The 18,534-nt window shown below is 64.4% G+C and carries 24 protein-coding genes; 12 read left to right on the forward strand and 12 right to left on the reverse strand.

The genetic code is table 11. The features are described 5' to 3' along the window. Positions 1–62: 62 nt before the first annotated feature. On the reverse strand, positions 63–3,551 hold the full coding sequence (locus ACODS1_RS01215) for a hybrid sensor histidine kinase/response regulator (RefSeq protein ID WP_489084207.1): 3,489 nt from the start codon (positions 3,549–3,551) through the stop codon (positions 63–65). A 195-nt stretch (positions 3,552–3,746) separates the two neighbouring features. Here ACODS1_RS01215 and ACODS1_RS01220 point away from each other — a divergent pair, with 195 nt between their 5' ends. From ACODS1_RS01220 to ACODS1_RS01235, 4 genes are all read left to right on the forward strand, one after another. Next, entirely contained in the window at positions 3,747–4,316 is a 570-nt protein-coding gene (locus ACODS1_RS01220; RefSeq protein WP_489084208.1) for a GNAT family N-acetyltransferase, read from the forward strand. Positions 4,317–4,318: 2 nt separating this feature from the next. Next, positions 4,319–5,140, forward strand: a complete 822-nt coding sequence (locus tag ACODS1_RS01225; RefSeq protein ID WP_489084209.1) for a helix-turn-helix transcriptional regulator — start codon at positions 4,319–4,321, stop codon at positions 5,138–5,140. Between the two features lie 64 nt (positions 5,141–5,204). Further along, positions 5,205–5,915: an AzlC family ABC transporter permease gene (locus ACODS1_RS01230; protein WP_489084210.1), complete on the forward strand. Its 711-nt coding sequence runs from the start codon at positions 5,205–5,207 to the stop codon at positions 5,913–5,915. Then, positions 5,915–6,244, forward strand: a complete 330-nt coding sequence (locus ACODS1_RS01235; RefSeq protein ID WP_489084211.1) for an AzlD domain-containing protein — start codon at positions 5,915–5,917, stop codon at positions 6,242–6,244. The genes ACODS1_RS01230 and ACODS1_RS01235 overlap by 1 nt, the downstream gene beginning before the upstream one ends. 8 nt (positions 6,245–6,252) lie before the next feature. Here the strand turns inward: ACODS1_RS01235 and ACODS1_RS01240 are convergent, their stop codons facing one another. The 8 genes from ACODS1_RS01240 to ACODS1_RS01275 all read right to left on the reverse strand — a co-directional run bounded on the left by ACODS1_RS01240 (position 6,253) and on the right by ACODS1_RS01275 (position 10,816). After that, positions 6,253–6,840, reverse strand: a complete 588-nt coding sequence (locus ACODS1_RS01240; RefSeq protein ID WP_489084212.1) for a putative glycolipid-binding domain-containing protein — start codon at positions 6,838–6,840, stop codon at positions 6,253–6,255. Between the two features lie 163 nt (positions 6,841–7,003). Then, positions 7,004–7,345, reverse strand: a complete 342-nt coding sequence (locus ACODS1_RS01245; RefSeq protein ID WP_489084213.1) for a HopJ type III effector protein — start codon at positions 7,343–7,345, stop codon at positions 7,004–7,006. Beyond that, on the reverse strand, positions 7,342–7,635 hold the full coding sequence (locus ACODS1_RS01250) for a DUF1244 domain-containing protein (RefSeq protein WP_489084214.1): 294 nt from the start codon (positions 7,633–7,635) through the stop codon (positions 7,342–7,344). The genes ACODS1_RS01245 and ACODS1_RS01250 overlap by 4 nt, the downstream gene beginning before the upstream one ends. A gap of 80 nt (positions 7,636–7,715) precedes the next feature. Then, entirely contained in the window at positions 7,716–8,087 is a 372-nt protein-coding gene (folX, locus tag ACODS1_RS01255) for a dihydroneopterin triphosphate 2'-epimerase (protein ID WP_322981658.1), read from the reverse strand. Then, positions 8,087–8,647: a GTP cyclohydrolase I FolE gene (folE, locus tag ACODS1_RS01260; RefSeq protein ID WP_322981659.1), complete on the reverse strand. Its 561-nt coding sequence runs from the start codon at positions 8,645–8,647 to the stop codon at positions 8,087–8,089. Before folE ends, folX begins: the two co-directional genes overlap by 1 nt. A gap of 21 nt (positions 8,648–8,668) precedes the next feature. Continuing rightward, positions 8,669–9,379, reverse strand: a complete 711-nt coding sequence (gene folM / locus ACODS1_RS01265; RefSeq protein WP_489084215.1) for a dihydromonapterin reductase — start codon at positions 9,377–9,379, stop codon at positions 8,669–8,671. Between the two features lie 319 nt (positions 9,380–9,698). Continuing rightward, entirely contained in the window at positions 9,699–10,265 is a 567-nt protein-coding gene (locus tag ACODS1_RS01270; RefSeq protein ID WP_489084216.1) for an antibiotic biosynthesis monooxygenase, read from the reverse strand. 113 nt (positions 10,266–10,378) lie between these two features. Beyond that, on the reverse strand, positions 10,379–10,816 hold the full coding sequence (locus ACODS1_RS01275) for a thiol-disulfide oxidoreductase DCC family protein (protein WP_489084217.1): 438 nt from the start codon (positions 10,814–10,816) through the stop codon (positions 10,379–10,381). Positions 10,817–10,905: 89 nt separating this feature from the next. On the opposite strand from ACODS1_RS01275, the gene ACODS1_RS01280 reads away from it, so the two are divergent. Then, positions 10,906–11,859, forward strand: a complete 954-nt coding sequence (locus ACODS1_RS01280) for a MerR family transcriptional regulator (protein WP_276487162.1) — start codon at positions 10,906–10,908, stop codon at positions 11,857–11,859. A gap of 5 nt (positions 11,860–11,864) precedes the next feature. Here the strand turns inward: ACODS1_RS01280 and ACODS1_RS01285 are convergent, their stop codons facing one another. Next, positions 11,865–12,500 carry a hypothetical protein gene (locus tag ACODS1_RS01285; protein WP_489084218.1) on the reverse strand — a complete coding sequence of 212 codons (636 nt, stop codon included), beginning with the start codon at positions 12,498–12,500 and terminating at the stop codon, positions 11,865–11,867. A 38-nt stretch (positions 12,501–12,538) separates the two neighbouring features. Continuing rightward, positions 12,539–12,985 (reverse strand): PAS domain-containing protein, encoded by a 447-nt coding sequence (locus tag ACODS1_RS01290; RefSeq protein WP_276487160.1) that lies wholly within the window; start codon positions 12,983–12,985, stop codon positions 12,539–12,541. Between the two features lie 101 nt (positions 12,986–13,086). On the opposite strand from ACODS1_RS01290, the gene ACODS1_RS01295 reads away from it, so the two are divergent. Beyond that, entirely contained in the window at positions 13,087–13,536 is a 450-nt protein-coding gene (locus ACODS1_RS01295) for a flavodoxin (protein ID WP_489084219.1), read from the forward strand. A gap of 110 nt (positions 13,537–13,646) precedes the next feature. Here the strand turns inward: ACODS1_RS01295 and ACODS1_RS01300 are convergent, their stop codons facing one another. Further along, on the reverse strand, positions 13,647–14,579 hold the full coding sequence (locus ACODS1_RS01300; protein ID WP_489084220.1) for a LysR family transcriptional regulator: 933 nt from the start codon (positions 14,577–14,579) through the stop codon (positions 13,647–13,649). 87 nt (positions 14,580–14,666) lie between these two features. Here ACODS1_RS01300 and ACODS1_RS01305 point away from each other — a divergent pair, with 87 nt between their 5' ends. From ACODS1_RS01305 to ACODS1_RS01330, 6 genes are all read left to right on the forward strand, one after another. Then, positions 14,667–15,047 (forward strand): CidA/LrgA family protein, encoded by a 381-nt coding sequence (locus tag ACODS1_RS01305; RefSeq protein ID WP_489084221.1) that lies wholly within the window; start codon positions 14,667–14,669, stop codon positions 15,045–15,047. Continuing rightward, positions 15,037–15,723, forward strand: a complete 687-nt coding sequence (locus tag ACODS1_RS01310; protein WP_489084222.1) for an LrgB family protein — start codon at positions 15,037–15,039, stop codon at positions 15,721–15,723. The genes ACODS1_RS01305 and ACODS1_RS01310 overlap by 11 nt, the downstream gene beginning before the upstream one ends. A gap of 147 nt (positions 15,724–15,870) precedes the next feature. Then, complete coding sequence (locus ACODS1_RS01315; RefSeq protein WP_489084223.1) at positions 15,871–16,647, forward strand: class II aldolase/adducin family protein; 777 nt, start codon at positions 15,871–15,873, stop codon at positions 16,645–16,647. After that, the gene (locus ACODS1_RS01320; RefSeq protein WP_489084224.1) at positions 16,644–17,555 is read left to right on the forward strand and encodes an alpha/beta fold hydrolase; all 912 of its coding nucleotides are present in this window, start codon (positions 16,644–16,646) and stop codon (positions 17,553–17,555) included. The genes ACODS1_RS01315 and ACODS1_RS01320 overlap by 4 nt, the downstream gene beginning before the upstream one ends. Next, complete coding sequence (locus ACODS1_RS01325) at positions 17,534–18,064, forward strand: DUF1569 domain-containing protein (RefSeq protein ID WP_489084225.1); 531 nt, start codon at positions 17,534–17,536, stop codon at positions 18,062–18,064. The genes ACODS1_RS01320 and ACODS1_RS01325 overlap by 22 nt, the downstream gene beginning before the upstream one ends. 102 nt (positions 18,065–18,166) lie before the next feature. Then, the gene (locus ACODS1_RS01330) at positions 18,167–18,508 is read left to right on the forward strand and encodes a hypothetical protein (protein WP_489084226.1); all 342 of its coding nucleotides are present in this window, start codon (positions 18,167–18,169) and stop codon (positions 18,506–18,508) included. The last annotated feature ends 26 nt before the right edge of the window (positions 18,509–18,534 follow it).

Below are 18,534 nucleotides of genomic sequence, written 5' to 3' on the forward strand. Positions count from 1 at the left end.
AGGACTGCGAACAGTCTAGTCGTGGCCACTGAAGGCGCCTTTGCTCCAAGTCAGCCTCTGCTTCAGCCGCGCAGGGGCAGGTGGCGGCTGAGCAGGGCGCGCAGCGCGGCCGGCTTGACTGGTTTGGGCAGGTAGTCGAGGCCGGCGGCGTGCACTTCGGCGACCAGTTCCGGGCGGCCATCGGCGCTGATCACCACACCAGGTACTGGCTCGCCCAGGCGTGTGCGCAGCCAGGCCATCAGCTCGGTGCCGGTCTCGCCTTCGTCGAGGTGGTAGTCGATCAGTGCCAGTTGTGGGCGCACTTCCTCGCTCAGCAGGTGCTCGCATTCCAGGCGGTTGCGCGCCGTCCACACCTGGCAGCCCCAGCGTGACAGCAGGCTGTGCATACCGGTGAGGATGCTGTCCTCGTTGTCGATGCAGATCACCTGGGTGCCCTGCAGGGGCTGGCCATCGCTGGCCGGTGAGGGGACGCCCTGAGGTTTCGGCGCAGGCTTGCGGGCCAGCGGCACGCTGACGCTGAACACACTGCCCTTGCCTGGCCAGGAGCGTACCTCCAGGCGGTGGCCGAGTACCCGGCACAGGCCGTCGGCAATCGCCAGCCCCAGGCCCAGGCCTTTTTCGGCGCGGGTCTGGTGGCTGTCCAGGCGCTTGAACTCCTCGAAGATCACCTTGCGCTTGTCCTCGGGGATGCCCATGCCGCGATCCCAGACTTCCAGGCGCAACTGCTTGCCTTCACGGCGCACGCCCAGCACCACGCGGCCCTTGGCGTAGCGGAAGGCATTGGTCAGGAAGTTCTGCAGCACCCGGCGCAGCAGCTTGATGTCGCTGTCGATCCACTGTCGGCTGCCGTGCACGCGCAGATCGATGCCCTGTTCGGCAGCCAGCACGCCGAATTCGGCGGCGAGGGTGTCGAACAGGCTGGAAAGGGCGACCGGGTGACGATCCGGGGTGATACGGCCGTTCTCCAGGCGCGAGATGTCGAGCAGGTCGGTGATCAGATCCTCAGCCGAGCGCAGCGAGCTGTCGAGGTGGCGCACCAGTTCCTGGGCTTCACCGGGCAGCGCGTCCTCCTGGTGCGAGAGCGCGGCGGAGAACAGCCGAGCGGCGTTCAGCGGCTGCATCAGGTCATGACTGACTGCGGCGAGAAAGCGCGTCTTGGACTGGTTGGCGGCTTCGGCATGGGCCTTGGCTTCGGTCAGTGCCTGGTTCAGCTGCGACAGTTCGAAGGTGCGTTCGGCGACGCGGCGTTCCAGGCTCTCGTTGGCTTCCTTCAGCGCGCGCTCGGCCTGGCGGAACTCGGTGATGTCGGTGAAGCTCATGACGAAACCGCCGCCCGGCATGGGGTTGCCGATCAGCTCGATCACCCGGCCGTTGGGGAATACCCGCTCATAGCTGTGGGCCGTGCCCTGGCGCATCCAGTACAGGCGCTTGGCCACGTTCTCCTCGACATCGCCGCTGCCGAGCATGCCGCGTTCGGCATTGAAGCGGATGATCTCGGCAATCGGCCGGCCGACGTAGACCAGCCCGTCGGGATACTCGAACAGTTCCAGGTAGCGCTGGTTCCAGGCCACCAGGCGCAGGTTCTGGTCGACCACGCTGATGCCCTGGGTGATGTTCTCGATGGCGCCCTGGAGCAGGGCGCGGTTGAACTGCAGCACCTCGCTGGCTTCGTCGACGATGCGCACCACGTCCTCGACCTGCATCTCGCGCCCTTCGATGGCTGCCTTGACCACCGCGCGGGTGCTGGAGGCGCCCAGCACACCGGCGAGCAGGCGCTCGGTATGGGCGATCCATTCACTGTTGGCCGGCTGGTTGGGGTCGAAGTCCTTGCCTTTGCCCTGGCGCAGGGCGAAGCGGGTGAAGCTCTGGCGGGCGCGTTCCTCGCCAACGAAACGACTGGACAGGATCAGCAGGTCGGCTACCTGCACCGCCAGCAGGCTGCGGCCGCTGGGCTTGGTGCCCAGGTCATGGCCGATGAAACGCCCGGCCTGCCAGTGCTCGGACACGCGCGTGCGGGAGAACCACGATACCCAGGCGAACAGCAGCATGTTGCCGGCCAGCGACAGCACCACGCCACGGGTCAACGGGTCGACATGCAGGCCGATGGGGGCATGCAGCAGGGTGGTCAGGCCGGGGAAGCTGGCCAGCGACCAGCCCATGCCGCGTGCGGCCAGCGGCAGCACCAGGGTGTAGAACCACAGCAGCGAACCGACGATCAGTCCGGCGAACACACCACGGCGGTTGGCCTGCTTCCACAGCAGCGCGCCGAACATGGCCGGCGCCAACTGACCGATGGCGGCGAAGGACACCTGGCCGATGGTGGCCAGGCTGGTGCCTTCGCCGAGCAGGCGGTAACAAACGTAGGCCAGCAGCAGGATCAGCACGATGCTCACGCGCCGCGCCGTCAGCATCCAGTGGCGGAAGGCCTCGAACGGGCGCTCGGTGTTCTGCCGACGCAGCAGCCAGGGCAGCAGCATGTCGTTGGAGATCATGGTCGACAGCGCCACCGAGGCGACGATCACCATGCCGGTGGCGGCCGACGCTCCGCCGATGAAGGCCAGCACCGCCAGGCCCGGGTGCGCCTCGGCCAGCGGCAGGCTGATGACGAAGGAGTCCGGGGTGACGCCGCTCGGCAGCAATATCTGTCCGGCCAGGGCGATGGGCACCACGAACAGCGCCGCCAGCACCAGGTAGGCCGGGAACACCCAGCGGGCCAGGCGCAGATCCTTGGGCTCGATGTTTTCCACCACGCTGACGTGGAACTGCCGGGGCAGACAAACGATGGCAATCATCGCCATGCCGGTCTGCACCAGCATCGCCGGCCAGTTCACGGCCTCGTTCCAGAATGCCTCCAGCTCCGGGGCCTCGTGGGCCTGGGCGATCAGGTCGTTGAAACCGTTATACAGGCCGAAGGTGACGAAGGCGCCGACGGCGAGGAAGGCCAGCAACTTGACCAGCGACTCGAAGGCGATGGCCAGCACCATGCCGCGATGGTGCTCGGTGACGTCCAGGTTGCGCGTACCGAACAGGATGGTGAACAGGGCCAGGGCCAGCGACACGATCAGGGCGGTGTCCTGGGCGCTGGTGCTGATGGTCTGCGAGTCGACGCCGATCAGCAGGTTGACGCCGAGGACGATGCCCTTGAGCTGCAGGGCGATGTAGGGCAGCACGCCGACCAGGCAGATCAGCGCCACGACCACGGCCAGCGACTGCGATTTGCCGTAGCGGGCGGCGATGAAGTCGGCGATGGAGGTGATGTTCTCCTGCTTGCTGATCATCACCATCTTCTGCAGCACCCAGGGCATGGTCAGCATCAGAATGATCGGCCCCAGGTAGATCGGCAGGAACGACCACAGCTGCTCGGCCGCCTGGCCGACTGCGCCGAAGAAGGTCCAACTGGTGCAGTACACTGCCAGCGACAGTGAATAGACCCAGGCGCGTACCTTCGGCGGCATGGGGGTGCTGCGCCGGTCGCCATAGAAGGCGATGGAGAAGAGGACGGTCATGTAGATCAGGGCGACCGCAGCGATCAGCCCGGTGGACAGCGACATGCGGACACTCCGGAACGCAGGTATACGAATGGGGCCGCGCACTCGGTGTGGCGCGGGAACAGGTGCAGTGTTGCACCAAAGCGCGAGTCCGTCAGTTGCGACCAAGGTCGCACGGACCGATTGCCGCAGCGGCCAATTGTGCCGCAGGCGTGTGCCTGATAGCGTGAGCTGCTCGTAATCTCGCCGGGGGAAAGGATGTTCAAGCCGCAACTGGTAACGCTGCAGCGCGGAGCGCTGCGCCTGGAGCCGCTGGCCGATGCCGATATTCCGGCTCTGGTGACATTGGCCGAGGCCAACCGTGAAGCGCTGCTGTACATGAACGGAACCCTGCGCCTGGACTGGTACCGCAGCGCCCTGGCCGACATGCGCGAACAGCGCGCCCTGCCTTTCGTCATTCGCCTGGGTGACCAACTGGTGGGCACTACGCGTTTCGCCGACTTCCTCAACGCCCTGCCGGCCTGCGAGATCGGCTGGACCTGGCTCGACCAGGCACAGCATGGCAGCGGCCTGAACGCCACCATCAAGTACCTGATGCTCAGGCACGCCTTCGATAACTGGGGCATGGTGCGCGTGCAACTGAAGACCGCGGCCAGCAACCTGCGCTCGCAACGCGCCATCGAAAAACTGGGGGCGGTGCGCGAAGGCCTGTTGCGTAATCACCGCCGCCTGGCCGACGGCCGCCTCGACGATACCGTGATGTACAGCATCACCGATCAGGAGTGGCCGCAGGTGCGCCAGGCGCTGGAGGCTGGCTTCGGTAGCTGATCATGAGTGGTGAGCGCACACGCTTCTGGCGCGCCAGCGCTCTGGGCAAGGTGGAATTGTTGCATGCCCATTACCGTGAGCAGCGTTTCGCCCCACATGTACATGCGGGTTACGTGTTCACGGTGATCGAGTCCGGGGCGCAGCGCTTTCGTCACCGTGGCAGCGATCATCTGGCGGCGTTGGGCAGCATGGTGTTGATCAACCCCGATGAGCTGCACACGGGTTCCAAGGCGCATGAGCAGGGTTGGCGCTACCGCGCCTTCTATCCCGAACTGGAAGCGGTCGGTAGCGTGCTGAAGGAGCTGGACATTGCCACGGGCGGGTTACCGGGCTTTGCCAGCAGCGTGTTGCATGATCCGCAGGTTGCCGGGCATTTCGTCGCGTTGCACCAGTTGTCCGAGCAGGGCGCCAGTGCACTGGAGCAGCAACTGGCCTGGCGCGAGGCCTTGCTCCTGCTGTTTCGCCGGTATGCGCGGGTTGGCGAGCCGCGTCCGGCTGGCCGCGAACCGCTGGCCGTGGCGCGGGCGCGTGAGCTGATGAGCGCGCGCCTGATCGATCCGCCTTCCCTGGACGAGCTGGCTGGAGAGGTGGGACTTTCGCCGTTCCATTTCGCCCGCACCTTTCGCCGCGCGACAGGCCTGCCGCCGCATACCTGGCTCAAGCAGCGTCGCCTGGAGCAGGCGCGCGCCCTGTTGAGCGAAGGCTGCGCGCCGCTTGCGCTGGCGATGCAGTTGGGCTTCGCCGATCAGAGCCACCTGTCGCGTCAGTTCAAGCAGGCCTACGGTATCGCGCCCGGCGAATACCGGCGGGCTTGCCAGCGCTGAGGCGCAAGAACGTTCAAGACCTCCCCTCTGGCAGCGGTTACCCTCGCTGGATCAAGGAGGTTCCATGTCTCGTCATCACGAATTCACTCAGGGCATGCGCGACATGCTGCCGATGCTGCTCGGCGCCATGCCTTTCGGCATCATTTTCGGCAGCCTGGCCGGCGCCGCCGGGCTCGACCCGCTGCAGACCCTGGGCATGTCGGCGCTGGTCTTCGCCGGTTCGGCGCAATTCATCGCCATCAGCCTGCTGAGCGGTGGTGCCGGCGTTGCCGTGGTGCTGCTGACCACGGTCGTGGTCAACCTGCGGCATGCCCTGTACAGCGCCAGTCTGCAGCCCTACGTACGTCATCTGCCCAAGCGCTGGCGCATGCCGCTGGCGTTCTGGCTGACCGACGAAGCCTATGCGGTGGTGCAGCAGCGCTACCTGCGCGGCGATCAGGCCGAGTATCGGCATTGGTATTTCCTCGGCGCGGCGCTGGCTATGTACGTGAACTGGCTGGCATGCACCCTGATCGGCGTCCTGTTCGGCCGGGCGATCCCGAATATCGGCGACTGGGGGCTGGATTTCGCCATGCTGGCGACCTTCATCGGCATCGTCGTGCCGATGCTGCGCAATCGTCCGCAGGTGGCTGCGGCGCTGGTTGCGGCGGGCGTGGCGCTGATCTGCCACGGTTTGCCGTACAAGCTCGGGCTGATGGCGGCTGCCGCCAGTGGCATCCTCGTCGGTGTGTGGCTGGAACGGCGCGGGCTGCCGGCGATGGAGGAGGGCGCGTGATGGACATCTGGTGGTTGATTCTCGGCATGCTGGCGATCACCTTCGCCACCCGTTACAGCCTGTTCGCCTTTCCTGATCTGCGCTTTCCGCCGTTGGTACGTCAGGGCCTGCACTACGTACCTACCGCCGTGCTGACGGCGATCGTGGTGCCCGGCATGCTGATGCCCGACGGCCAGCACTGGGCGTTCGAAGTGGACAACGCCTACCTGATCGCCGGTCTGGTGGCCATCGGCATTGCGGCCTTCAGCCGGCATCTGCTGGCGACTATCGGCGGCGGTTTGCTGGTGTTCTTCCTGCTGCGCTGGATGTTCGGGCAACTGCCTATTTAGGCTGAGCCTTACACCAGCGCGCTGACCTTCAGGTCGCGCTGGCTGAGGCGCAGGTACTTCTCGCTGACCTTGAGCAGCAGGGCCTGGTCGTCGACGCTGAGTTCCTCGTCGGCACGACCTTCCACCTGGCTGTGGTACAGGCTTTCGCCAGCCTGATGGTGCACGCAGCGGTAGCGCTTCCAGCGGGGTTCGACCTTCAGGCTCAGCATGTCCACGTAGGCGACCTGAAGCTCCTCGCTCTGCCCGGCTTCCAGGGCACTGCGCTGCAGGATCGGCGTGTGGGTGAAGGGCGAGGCCGAGAGCATGACGTGCTGACAGTCCTGCAAGTCGGGGCGGGGCTGACCGTCTAGCAGCCAGTTGCCGCGCAGATCACGTTGCAGGCACAGGCTACGCTGGCCGTGATTGTCCACCTTGAGCCAGAGGCGGCGGAAGCGCCAGCGTGAATCACAGTCGATGAGGTAGTTGGCGACGATGCTGTCGCCCTTGACCACCTGCATGAGATGGCTGGTGGCGTGGATGCCACTGGCATCATGGCTGAGGCGCAGGGTTTCCACGCCGGGGGTGTACCAGGGCTTCCATACCAGGGTCTGCTGCATCGGGCGACTCCATGCCAGGCATGGAACAGGAGGGGCGCAGCCACTGCGCGCAGAACACATTCCCTCGTGTTCCATGAATCGTGATGGCGCGCAGAATAGCGTGATGGCTAAGTGATGTCTGTCAGCCTTTTGCTACAGTTGTGCAAGTTTTTGCCGGGGATCTTCAGGCCTTGCGAGACAGGGGCTGGCGCTCGAACTGCACGCCTTCCAGGCCGTGGCTCATCAGGGCGCGAATATTGCCGTGGTCGCTGCCCTCGGGAGTGGCGAGCACGCTGCGGTAGTGCTCGCCAAAGGCGCGCAGCGCTTCATCCGTGCTGAACCCTTCGAGCAATGCCAGGCCCAGGGTCTTGCAGGAGCCTTCGTTCTGGCCGGCGGCGTTTTCCACTGCGCCATTACGGAAGGCACTGGGCTGATAGTCGTAATGCTCGGCAACGAAGGCCAGAGTCTCGCTGAAGGCGAAGTCGTCCTGCTGCAGGCGGTTGCGCAGGTCGGCGAGGGTGGTCATTGCGATTTTCCTTTTTCGAAAGCGGCTTGCTGCTCGGCGGTGGCTTCTTTCTGGTACTTGGCTTTCCAGTCGGCATAGGGCATGCCGTACACCGCTTCTCGCGCCTGATCCGGGCTCAGTTCGACGCCGATGTCGTCGGCGGCGGCCTTGTACCACTTGGACAGACAGTTGCGGCAGAAGCCGGACAGGTTCATCAGGTCGATGTTCTGCACATCGGGGCGGCTGCGCAGATGCTGCACGAGGGCGCGAAAGGCGGCGGCTTCCAGTTCGAGGCGTTCTTGCTCGGTCATGCTGGGCTCTCCGTGGGCGGTTGGTGGCGGCGATGATATAAAGCCGCCCCGCAGGCCGGCAAGCCGGGCACGAAGCCGGCCTAGCGGTGACCGGCCAGGGTGATGGAGACCGACTCGGCGAAGCGCAGCGCGTGCGGCTTGTCCACTTCGACCTCGGCGTAGCGCACGGCCTGGTGCGTCATGATCAGGTCGAGGATTTCCTGGGTCAGGCGTTCGAGCAGGGCGAAGCGGTTGCCCTCCACGTGGGCGATGATCGCCTTGGTGATGGTGCGGTAGTTGAGGGCATGCTCGATGTCATTGACCTGCACCGCGTCCACGGCCGGGTAAAGGATGGTCAGGTTGATCAACACGTCCTGCTTGTTGTTGATCTCCTCTTCCTTGATGCCGATGTAGGTGCGCAGGCGCAGATCCTTGACGCGGATGCGCGCCATTCCGGGTTCCAGTCGCGGCATCAGTTGTTCCGTCCGATCAGTTGCAGGAATTCATGGCGAGTGTTGCAAGACTCGCGGAAGGCACCCAGCATCACCGAGCTGCTCATCACCGAGTTCTGCTTCTCCACGCCGCGCATCATCATGCACATGTGCTTGGCTTCGATCACCACGGCCACGCCTGCCGCGTTGGTGACACGCTGGATGGCATCGGCGATCTGCTTGGTGAGGTTTTCCTGGATCTGCAGGCGGCGAGCGAACATGTCGACGATGCGAGCGACCTTGGACAGCCCCAGTACCTTGCCGGTGGGGATGTAAGCCACGTGCGCCTTGCCGATGAAGGGCAGCAGGTGATGCTCACACAGCGAGTACAGCTCGATGTCCTTGACGATCACCATCTCGTCGTTATCGGACTCGAACAGCGCGCCGTTGACGATTTCTTCCAGCGACTGCTGGTAGCCATGGCAAAGGTACTGCATGGCTTTGGCCGCGCGCTTGGGCGTGTCGAGCAGGCCTTCGCGTTCCGGGTTTTCACCGAGGCCGACAAGAATCTCGCGATAGTGTTGGGAGAGGGGTTCGCTCATGGCAGTGTCCTGGGCAGAGCGTCACTTGAGGTGACGGCCGCCGTTGAGGGTAAGGGTTGTTCCGGTGACGTAGGGGTTGTCCAGCAGGTAGCGCAAGCTCTGGTAGAACGCTTGTGGCCCAGGCTCGATGCCCAGTGCCGATTTGGCCAGGGTCTTTGTTCTGTAAGCATCGTCGTCCGTGTCGTTGAACATCAGCAATGCCGGGGCGATGGCATTGACCTTGATGCGGGGCGCCAGGCGCGCAGCGAACGACAGCGTGAGGCTTTCCAGCCCCGCCTTGCTGGCACAGTAGGCCGGACGATTGGCGCTGCCCTTGCGTACCACGTCATCGCTGACATGGACGATATCGGCCTGCGCCGACTGCAGCAGCAGGTCGCTGCAATGCAGGTTGATCAGGTAGGGCGCGAGCATGTGCACGCTGAACAGCTGGCGGAAGGCTTCGGCTTCCTCGCCCGGTGTTTCGGCGAGCCATTGCGAGGCGTTGTGGACGATGGCGCGCAGGCCGCTGCATTGCCCCTTTAGCTGTTCGACGAATGCCAGGATGCCGGCCTCGTCACCGAAGTCTGCCTGCAGGGCGATGGCGCCGCGCTCACGCAGGCGCACGATGCTGTCGCGCTCCTGGCGGTAGCTGACGATCACCGACTGGCCTTCGTCGAGCAGGCGCTCGGCGCAGTACAGGCCGACCCGTTGGCCGGCGCCGGTAATCAGAATGGGAAAGCTGGCAGCGCTCATGTGCGACTCGTGCAGGAAAGATGAAGGCCTGGCTGTACCGCCTCGGGATACCTGACCAGTGGCAGGCGGTACTCACCAGGCCGAGGACAAAGTTATACCAGAGTCCTATTTTGTACAACCCTGCGTGATATGTGGTTTTGCGGCTGGCAGTGCGGAAGAGGCCTATTTTATTGAGATAAAAGGCTTTTTGTTCGCAAAGTGGCGGCCTGTCATTTTGTACTTATCCTGTACTTGGTGATTGTTTTGTACAGGTCTGGGCTTTCGGCGTCAGAACGAAATCGGCCAGCATCAAGCTGGCCGAGGAGGTGCTGCATGGCGATCAGGATTTACCGATGCTGGCCGCCTGACGAGGAGGGCGGTGGCTGGTCGGGGCGTGTAACCAGGGTTCCAGCAGGCGTGTCGACAGTGGGATGAACAGGTAGGTCATCAGTGGCGTCAGCGCCAGGGTTGAGAGCAGGATGCGCGTGACCAGCGAGAGCTCGCCGAGCCAGGTGCCGAACAGCAGGTTGAACGCCAGCGATACCGGAAAGAACGCCAGCCAGATGGCCACGCTCTGCTTCCAGCGAGGGGGCTGGCGATGGGCGCTGCCGAACCAGGCATCGAGGCCGACTGCACGTTTTTCCTGGGGTTGGGCGAACAGGCCGCTGCCGCGTGTGAGCCAGGCCTGGCGCGAGGCTGAATGCTCCCAGGCCGCCATGGTTTGCTCATCGCTGAAACGGAACACGATCTGGAATTCATCATCGCCCGGCGGTGGTGCCAGCACGCCGGAGCCCAGGTAGCCTGGAAAGTCGGTGGCCAGATGCTCGCCTTCGCGCAGCCAGGTGATGAAGTCGTGATAACGGCCATCGGCGACGCGGCGCGCCACCATCAGGGTAACGGGGGACATTGTGTATCTCCTCGAGTGTTGCCGTCAGCCGGGGTAGGGCGTTGGGCGTGGTCGAGCACGGGGTGATGTGCTCGACGAACAATGCAGCAAGGATTATTCCCGTTTTGCGAAAATTAGCCAGCGCCCGCTGACGGTGGGCGTTGGGTTGAACAGGCGCCGCCTTTTCGGCAGCGCGCTGCACCGTCAGGGTGCGGTAACCGCGCCAGGTGAGGGCGCAGGCGGCAAAACAGTCGATAGCCCCATTCCAGCAGGGGGCGCAGCGCTCGCCAGCGCAAGGGCGCCACCCAGGCTCCCAGGCCCGCGGCTTCCCAGCTCCAGAGGCTGGCATCGAGGCCCAGCAACCAGGTGCCATCGGCCCAGCGGGCGTGCAGGCGATCCTGCATCGCCGTCAGTGAGTGGCCCAGCGGCAGTGGATCGAAGTCCTCGGCAGAAATATCCACCAGAAGCAGACGCTCCGGCGCTGCGTGGCGGCTGAGCATGCGGATTTCACGCGCGCAGAGCGGGCAATCTCCGTCGAAATAAAGGGTCAATGGCCAGGCAGGGTTGTGCATGAGATTGCCTTGTATAACTTTTGCACAATGTAAGCCCGGTAAAGCTGGGTTACAATCCCCGTACATTCGTTGCCACGATGCCCGAAGCCATGCCCGAACTCGCCTCCGTCACATCGCTAGCGTCCAGCGCTTTGAAGCAGGAAGAGCTGTTCCCCATCCGCGAGGTTTCCCGTCTTACCGGGGTCAACCCGGTGACGCTGCGTGCCTGGGAGCGGCGTTATGGTCTGATTCAGCCGACCCGAACCGACAGCGGCCATCGCTTGTATTCGCAGGCCGATATCGATGCGGTACGCAGCATCCTCGCCTGGATCGAACGCGGCGTCGCGGTCAGCAAGGTCGGTTCGATCCTGGCCAAGAGCGCCAGCAACCGCAGCGTCGTCACGCCCGCCTACGAGGAGGTCAGCAGCGATGACTGGGGGCAGTGGCAGGAGCAGGTGCGGCTTGCCCTGCAAGGCTTCGATGAACGACGACTGGAACGGCTGTACGGGCAGATCTTCTCCTGCTACCCCTTGCCGGTGGTGTTCCAGGACATCTTCATGCCGCTGTGGCAGGAGTTGCTCCTGCGCCAGGATGAGGTCGGCCAGCGTAGCGAGTGGCTGATGCTCGATGGCTTTCTGCGCGGGCGTTGCTGGCAGCGACTGCAGCTTGGGCGTGACGATACGCGCGAGTCGATTCTGCTGACGGCACTGCCCGGCCATTGTCGCGAGCTGGAACTGCTGGTAGCTGCGTTGATGCTGAGTGGCCATGATACTCAGGCCACGGTCATGGGCCCCGGTATTCCGTTCACCGATCTGGCATTGATCTGCGAGCGCATGCGGCCTCAGGCCCTGGTGGTCTTCAGCAACCAGCCGCCGGGCGATGAATTTCCGCGGCAACTGGCACGTTTGGCGCTCAGCCTGGATTGCCCGCTGTTGCTGGCGGGCGACAGCTCGGATCTGGCCGAAGACGCGCTAGCCGGTTCGCCTATCGCGTGCCTGGGCAATGAAGGGCGCTTGATGCAACGGCGGCTGCGGCAGTTTCTCGCTGGCCATCTGGACACCTGAGCCGCTCAGGCGATCGCTTCGCTGAGCTGCCCAGCACGGTGATGCTCGAAGAGAAATTCCCGCAACTGCTGCTCGTCCTGTGCGCACAGCGGTTGCAGGTGATAGGCGTAACGGCCACGTCCGACGCGTCTGACCAGGTGCCCTTCGATCCGTACGCAAACCGTTTCCGACAGCTGCAGGCTGCCACGCAGCAGGCGCTCCGCTGGCATCACTGTGCGTTGCCGCAGCAGCATGCCGTTGCTCGACAGTTCCAGCACCATCAGATCAGGCACCGCTTGGCCATGGTTGTCCAGTAACGGCAGGGCTTGCGGCAGGCGCAGGCGCCACGGCCTTTCGACTTCGCCCGTTTCCAGAATCAGTGGCGCGCCCAGTTCCAGGCGTGCGGGTTGGCGTCCTGTACGCACCAGGCGCAGGGGATAGCTGAGGTGCTCGTTCTGGCTGTGGGTGTCCAGGCTGAGCTGTTCGTCGGCGCCAAGGCGCTCCAACAGCTCGCCGAGCTGTTCGCCGATGGCGAGCTTGGCGTCTTCCGGCAACGCCGCCCTTGGGCTGGGCTGCGTGCTCAGGGTCTGGATGAAGTCGATTTCAGCCTGGGTCAGGAGTGTGTCGTTGCGCATGACGGTCACTGCAAGAGGTTCACTCACAGCAGACCGTGCCTCGGGCCGTTAGTTTTGTACGTTCGTCAGTTTTTCAGGCGTTCGATCTCGGCTTTCAGCGCCGCCACTTCGCTTTCCAGCTCGCGCACGCGCTGCTGGGCTTCCACCTGCTCGGTGACGTCCTTCTGGATGCCGATGTAGTAGGTGAGCTGGTCGCTTTCGTTGAGCACCGGGGTGATCGACAGTTCGTTCCAGAACGGGCTGCCATCCTTGCGGTAGTTGCGGATGATCTGGCGGCAGGGTTTGTTGGCCTTGACCGCCTCGCGAATGGCTTGCAGGCCGATCTGGGCGCGGTCTCCGGCCTGCAGGAAGCGGCAATCCTGGTAGAGGATGTCGTCGCTGGCATAGCCGGTCAGGCGTTCGAACGCAGCATTGGCGTAGATCAGGATATTGTCATCGCCCTCCTGCTCGGCCACCACGATTCCATCGTTGGAGGCGTCGACTACCAGTTGCAGCAGTTTGGCATTGATCATGGAGGCAATTCCGCGAGAAGTATCGCTGCATTCTAAAACATCGGGTCAGGCTGTCCACTTGCGGCATAATGCGCGGCGTTTTTCCTGTATCCGGAGTTGTCATGAAAGTCGCCATCCTCTCGGGCTCGGTCTACGGTACGGCCGAAGAAGTTGCTCGCCATGCCGAGCGCCAGCTCAAGGCCGCCGGGCTGGAAGCCTGGCACAAGTCGAACATGAGCCTGGAAGAACTGCTGGCCTTTGCGCCGGATGCATTGCTCACCGTGACCTCCACCACCGGCATGGGCGAACTGCCTGACAACCTGCTGCCGCTGTACAGCGAAATCCGCGACCGCCTGCCGGCCTGGAGTGGCCGTCCGGCGGCGGTGCTGGCCCTCGGCGATTCCAGCTACGACACCTATTGCGGCGGCGGTGAGCTGATCCGCGAACTCTATGCCGAGCTGGGGTTGCGCGAGGTGGTTGAGATGCTGCGCCTAGATGCGAGCGAAACCGTCACCCCGGAAAGCGATGCCGAACCCTGGCTGCAGGCCTTCGCCAAGGCGCTGCAGGCCTGATAGTCGCGTTGGCCGTCGCGGCTGAGCGGTGATGGCTATTGGCTTTGAGGGTACCGCTAAACCTCTCCTCTTGTGATTCGCTAACGCCTGCTCCGGGTAGCCCTCGTTTGTCACTCCCGTTGCTCGTTGTGCCTTGCGCTGGCTGCCTCGCCCAGGTTTTCAGCGGTGTCCTGTGCTGGAGCGAGCAGGTCGAGCCAGGCCTGCGCGGCTCGCGACAGGTAGGCGTCGCGGCGCCAGATGAATGCGATATCCCAGCGCAGATCCGAGCCCAGCAGCGTTCTTCTGACCACGCCGGGCCGCTCGAGGCTGCGCGCCACTACGCGGGGTAGCAGCACCACGCCCTGACCGGCGGCCACCAGGGCGGCAAGGAAGTCCGCCTGGCCGCTGCGTCCACCCTCCTGCGGGGTGAAACCCAGGCGCTGGCAGGCCAGGAGCAGGCGATCATTGAGGGTGAAGCTCTGCTGGTAGAGCAGAAAGGGCGTCTCGGCCAACTGTTCCAGGCGCAGGCCCTGCTGGCCTGCCAGTGGATGCTGGGCGGGCAGGAGGATATCCAGGGGTTCGTTGCAGAACGGTCGGTAGGCGAAAGACGGATCGCTCGGCTGCAGGGCTGCGCCGATCTCCAGTTCGCCGTTGAGCACCATGCGCTCGACCATCTTGCTGCCCCCCTCGGCGAGGCTGATGGTGATCTTTGGATAACGGCGTCGGTATTCAGCGAACAGGCCGGCGAACAGTGCGTCGCTACCGAGCATGGGCAAGCCCAGACGCAGTTCACCGCGAACCAGCTGGTTCAGGTCGTCGAGTTCGCGCGACAGCTCCTGCTGCAGGCGCAGGAAGTCCTCGGCGCGACGGCGCACCACCTCGCCGGCATCGGTCAGGCGCAGGTGCGGGCCGTGCCGTTCCAGCAGACGGACACCCAGGCGAGACTCCAGTTGGGCGACCTGTTTGCTGACGGCCGACTGACTGGTATGCAGCACGGCGGCGGCCTGGGTGAAACCGCCCTGACGCACCACCTCGGCAAAGCTGCGCAGTTGTTTGAATTCCATTATGGAATGGCCTCGATTCTGACAATTCGCTTTGGTGATGATAGGCCGGGGAATAAGCTGTCGGCCATATCCTCTGGAGCTTTACGCATGGCTCGCATCCGCCGTTTTTCCCGTCTTTGCTTCGAACTGGCGATCCTGATCGGCCTGTATCTGTTCGGTAGCTGGCTAGCTGCCTATCTGGGCTGGCCGGTTCCCGGTGGCGTCATCGGGCTGGGTTTGCTGCTGGCGGCTTTTGCCAGTAGCCGGGTCGAGCCGGCAGCGCTACAACTGGGCGCGGGTTTGCTGCTGGCGGAGATGCTGCTGTTCTTCATCCCGGCACTGATGAGCCTGCTCGACTATGGCAGCCTGCTGCGCAGCGAAGGCTGGCGCATTCTGCTGGTGATCGGCAGCAGCACACTATTGGTGATGGTATTCACCGCCCTGACCGTGGAGCTGTTGTGCCGCAGGAGCTTGCGCCATGAGCCTTGAACCCATGCCCCTGCTGTGGCTGGCCCTGACCCTGGGAGCCTATGGCCTGAGCCGCTGGCTGTATCGGCGCAGTGGCCGTTATCTGCTCTCGCCGCTGATCCTGGTACCGCTGCTGTTGCTGGCGCTGGCCATTCCGCTGCACACGCGCTACGCAGAGTACATCGGCAATACCCATTGGCTGATGATGATGCTCGGGCCTGCCACGGTCGCTTTCGCCGTGCCCATCTGGCAGCAGCGGGCATTGCTGGCGCGGCACTGGCCAGCGTTGCTCGGTGGCATGCTGGTGGGGAGCACGATTGCCATCGCCAGTTCCTGGTGGCTGGCCGGTGCCCTGGCCCTGGACAGCGAGGTCAGTCGTTCGCTGGTGCCGCGTTCGATCACCACGCCCTTCGCCATGCCCATCGCGCAACGCCTCGGCGGTGTGGCCGAACTGACGGCGATCTTCGTCATGCTCACCGGCGTTTTCGGTGCGGCCGCCGGTGGCCTACTGCTGCGTTGGTTGCCGCTGAAGACGGCATTGGCGCGTGGCGCGTTGCTCGGCGTCGGCGCCCACGGTGCCGGCGTGGCCAGGGCGCTGGAGGTGGGCAACGAGGAGGGTACCGTGGCCGGGCTGGTGATGGTGCTGATGGGATTGCTCAATTTCTTCGCCGCGCCGCTGTTGCTCCTGCTCCTATAACGAAGGCGAATATCCTGCTATCGCAGCGTCCCGCCGGCCTTCTGACCTGCAAAGCCATGAAGATGGCTGCCAGGGCGACTACCACGCCCTGGCGCCACAGCTAGACTGCCGACACCACCGACCCATAACAAGATCGAGGTGTCCGCCGTGAACGCTCCGTTACAACTGCCCGTCGTCAAGAATCAGGTTTCCGAAGCCGAATGGCGCGCCCGTGTCGACCTGGCCGCCTGCTACCGGCTGATTGCGCTGTATGGCTGGGACGACCTGATCTTCACCCATATCTCCGCCAAGGTGCCGGGTACCGAGGATTTTCTCATCAACCCCTACGGCCTGATGTTCCACGAGATCACCGCTTCGAGCCTGATCAAGGTCGACCTGGCCGGCAACAAGCTGATGGACAGCCCCTTCGACATCAACCCGGCGGGCTACACCATCCACAGTGCCGTGCATGAGGTGCGCCCCGATGTCGGCTGCGTGCTGCATATCCACACGGCGGCCGGCATCGCTGTGTCGGCGCAGAAACAGGGCTTGCTGCCGCTGTCGCAGCAGTCGCTGTTCGTCCTCGCCAGCCTGGCCTATCACGGCTATGAAGGGGTGGCGCTGAACCACGACGAGAAGGCGCGGCTGCAGGCGGATCTGGGCGACAAGAACTTCATGATCCTGCCCAACCATGGCCTGCTCACCGCTTTCGGCAATATCGCTGATGCCTTCCTCGGCATGTTCATCATGCAGCGTGCCTGCGAGATCCAGGTCATGGCGCAGAGCGGTGGCGCCGAGCTGATCCATATTCCACAGCAGATTCTCGATGGCGCCCAGGCGATGATCGCGGGCGTGATGAAGACGCCACAGGGCATGGGTGGCTCGCTGCCCTGGCCGGCGTTACTGCGCAAGCTCGACCAGCAGATGCCGGGTTACGACCAGTGAGCGACTTGCCAGGGATCGCCCTGGAGGACTGGCGCGCTCGGAGCCGGACGCTGGATTTTCACGGCCATGCCATCCGTTACTGGGTCGCCGGTGACGCCGAGGCCGAGCCGCTACTGCTGATCCACGGTTTCCCTACCGCGAGCTGGGACTGGCACCGCCTGTGGGCGCCGCTGGCCGAGCGCTATCGCCTGATCGCCTGTGACATGCTCGGCTTCGGCTATTCCGCCAAGCCCCGTGGTCATGCCTACAGCCTGCTGGAGCAGGCCGACCTGCAGCAGGCGTTGCTGGCGCATATCGGCGAGCAGCGCCCTCTGCACGTGCTGGCTCATGACTATGGCGACAGCGTGGCGCAGGAACTGATCGCTCGGCATCAGGACGGGCGCCTGGCACTGGCCAGTTGCGTGTTCCTCAATGGCGGCCTGTTCCCCGAAACCCATCATCCGGTGCGCGTGCAGAAGCTGTTGCTCGGGCCGTTCGGGCCGCTGATCGGCCGGCTGTTCTCGCGGCGCAGCCTGGCGCAGAGCTTTGCCCGCATCTTCGGCTCGCAGACTCAGGCCAGCGCTGACGAGCTGGACGACCTGTGGCGGCTGGTCGAATACAACGCCGGCCCAGCGGTGATGCACCGCCTGATCCGCTACATGCCCGAGCGGCGCCAGCAGCGCGAGCGCTGGGTGGCGGCTATGCAGGCCACGCGCGTGCCGATGCGGGTCATCGACGGCGCCTTCGACCCGATCTCCGGTGCCCATATGGTGGCGCGCTACCGCGAACTGATCGAAAACCCCGACACCGTTCTGCTCGACGGCATCGGCCATTATCCACAGCTCGAGGCACCCGCCGAGGTGCTCGGGCATTACCTGCAATTTCGTGATCGCCTGGAGTCCATGGCATGCAACGCAGAACGCTTCTGAAAGGTGCCGCCCTGGGCGGTGTGGCCGCGCTGGGTGCGGGCTTCTGGGCATTGCCCAGCGGCCCACGTCCGGCCGCGCTGACGCTGGATGGCGCACGTCAGGTGCTGGATTCGCTGGCCGGGCGGCAGCTCAGCAGCATCCGTGGCTGGAGCCCGAGCGAGGTGTTCAACCACTGCGCGCAGAGCATCGACTACTCCATCGATGGCTATCCGCAGCTCAAGCCGACCTGGTTCCGCAGCAGTCTCGGCCCGGCGGCCTTTGCCGTGTTCAGCGCCCGGGGTGCGATGCGTCATGCGCTGGATGAAGCCATTCCCGGTGCAGCCCCGCTGGCCGAACCGAGCAGCCAGGAGGCGGCACTGCAGCGCCTGCGCGCAGCCTTCGAACGCTTCGCGGCCTATTCGGGGGAACTGCAGCCGCATTTCGCCTATGGCGCGCTGACCCATGCCGAGTATGCCGAAGCGCACGTGATGCACCTGTACAACCACCTGAGCCTGCTGCGCACGGCGTGAAGGTGCTCAGGCGCCTGCTGAACGCCGAAGATTTTTATCGAACGTCCTGCCGAGTCGGTCACTCACTACTTCTGTCAATCACGGAAAAAGTCGAGGTGATCCATGAACAAGTTACTGTCTGCTTTCCTGCTCGGCGGGATGCTCAGCACCCTGACATTGCCAGCCCTGGCCGCTGACGACGATGACAATGGCAGCCCTACGCCTGGTCAGACCTTGCCGACGCCACCAGGCCAGCCCGGTTCGATGCCGCAGGGCAATGACGACGGCTCGCAGATTCCGCCCGCCATGCCTCAGGGCGGCGGCCCCTCGCGGGACGGCAACCCTGGCAACGATGGTGGCCCAGGGCGGGGCAATGGTACGGGCTCGGGCGATGATGGCGCCGGCTCCGGCTCCGGCTCCGGTTCTGGATCGGGTTCCAGCTCGGGCTCCGGTTCCGGCAACTGACAACCGAGCCCTATAAGGTCGTATTA

The organism is Pseudomonas sp. FG29, assembly GCF_057809355.1.

Excerpts from the sequence above, each read along its gene's own strand:
- ACODS1_RS01215 (WP_489084207.1), bottom strand. The coding sequence starts at position 3,551 with ATGTCGCTGTCCACCGGGCTGATCGCTGCGGTCGCCCTGATCTACATG.
- ACODS1_RS01220 (WP_489084208.1), top strand. The coding sequence starts at position 3,747 with ATGTTCAAGCCGCAACTGGTAACGCTGCAGCGCGGAGCGCTGCGCCTG.
- ACODS1_RS01225 (WP_489084209.1), top strand. The coding sequence starts at position 4,319 with ATGAGTGGTGAGCGCACACGCTTCTGGCGCGCCAGCGCTCTGGGCAAG.
- ACODS1_RS01230 (WP_489084210.1), top strand. The coding sequence starts at position 5,205 with ATGTCTCGTCATCACGAATTCACTCAGGGCATGCGCGACATGCTGCCG.
- ACODS1_RS01235 (WP_489084211.1), top strand. The coding sequence starts at position 5,915 with ATGGACATCTGGTGGTTGATTCTCGGCATGCTGGCGATCACCTTCGCC.
- ACODS1_RS01240 (WP_489084212.1), bottom strand. The coding sequence starts at position 6,840 with ATGCAGCAGACCCTGGTATGGAAGCCCTGGTACACCCCCGGCGTGGAA.
- ACODS1_RS01245 (WP_489084213.1), bottom strand. The coding sequence starts at position 7,345 with ATGACCACCCTCGCCGACCTGCGCAACCGCCTGCAGCAGGACGACTTC.
- ACODS1_RS01250 (WP_489084214.1), bottom strand. The coding sequence starts at position 7,635 with ATGACCGAGCAAGAACGCCTCGAACTGGAAGCCGCCGCCTTTCGCGCC.
- folX (WP_322981658.1), bottom strand. The coding sequence starts at position 8,087 with ATGCCGCGACTGGAACCCGGAATGGCGCGCATCCGCGTCAAGGATCTG.
- folE (WP_322981659.1), bottom strand. The coding sequence starts at position 8,647 with ATGAGCGAACCCCTCTCCCAACACTATCGCGAGATTCTTGTCGGCCTC.
- folM (WP_489084215.1), bottom strand. The coding sequence starts at position 9,379 with ATGAGCGCTGCCAGCTTTCCCATTCTGATTACCGGCGCCGGCCAACGG.
- ACODS1_RS01270 (WP_489084216.1), bottom strand. The coding sequence starts at position 10,265 with ATGTCCCCCGTTACCCTGATGGTGGCGCGCCGCGTCGCCGATGGCCGT.
- ACODS1_RS01275 (WP_489084217.1), bottom strand. The coding sequence starts at position 10,816 with ATGCACAACCCTGCCTGGCCATTGACCCTTTATTTCGACGGAGATTGC.
- ACODS1_RS01280 (WP_276487162.1), top strand. The coding sequence starts at position 10,906 with ATGCCCGAACTCGCCTCCGTCACATCGCTAGCGTCCAGCGCTTTGAAG.
- ACODS1_RS01290 (WP_276487160.1), bottom strand. The coding sequence starts at position 12,985 with ATGATCAATGCCAAACTGCTGCAACTGGTAGTCGACGCCTCCAACGAT.
- ACODS1_RS01295 (WP_489084219.1), top strand. The coding sequence starts at position 13,087 with ATGAAAGTCGCCATCCTCTCGGGCTCGGTCTACGGTACGGCCGAAGAA.
- ACODS1_RS01300 (WP_489084220.1), bottom strand. The coding sequence starts at position 14,579 with ATGGAATTCAAACAACTGCGCAGCTTTGCCGAGGTGGTGCGTCAGGGC.
- ACODS1_RS01305 (WP_489084221.1), top strand. The coding sequence starts at position 14,667 with ATGGCTCGCATCCGCCGTTTTTCCCGTCTTTGCTTCGAACTGGCGATC.
- ACODS1_RS01310 (WP_489084222.1), top strand. The coding sequence starts at position 15,037 with ATGAGCCTTGAACCCATGCCCCTGCTGTGGCTGGCCCTGACCCTGGGA.
- ACODS1_RS01325 (WP_489084225.1), top strand. The coding sequence starts at position 17,534 with ATGCAACGCAGAACGCTTCTGAAAGGTGCCGCCCTGGGCGGTGTGGCC.
- ACODS1_RS01330 (WP_489084226.1), top strand. The coding sequence starts at position 18,167 with ATGAACAAGTTACTGTCTGCTTTCCTGCTCGGCGGGATGCTCAGCACC.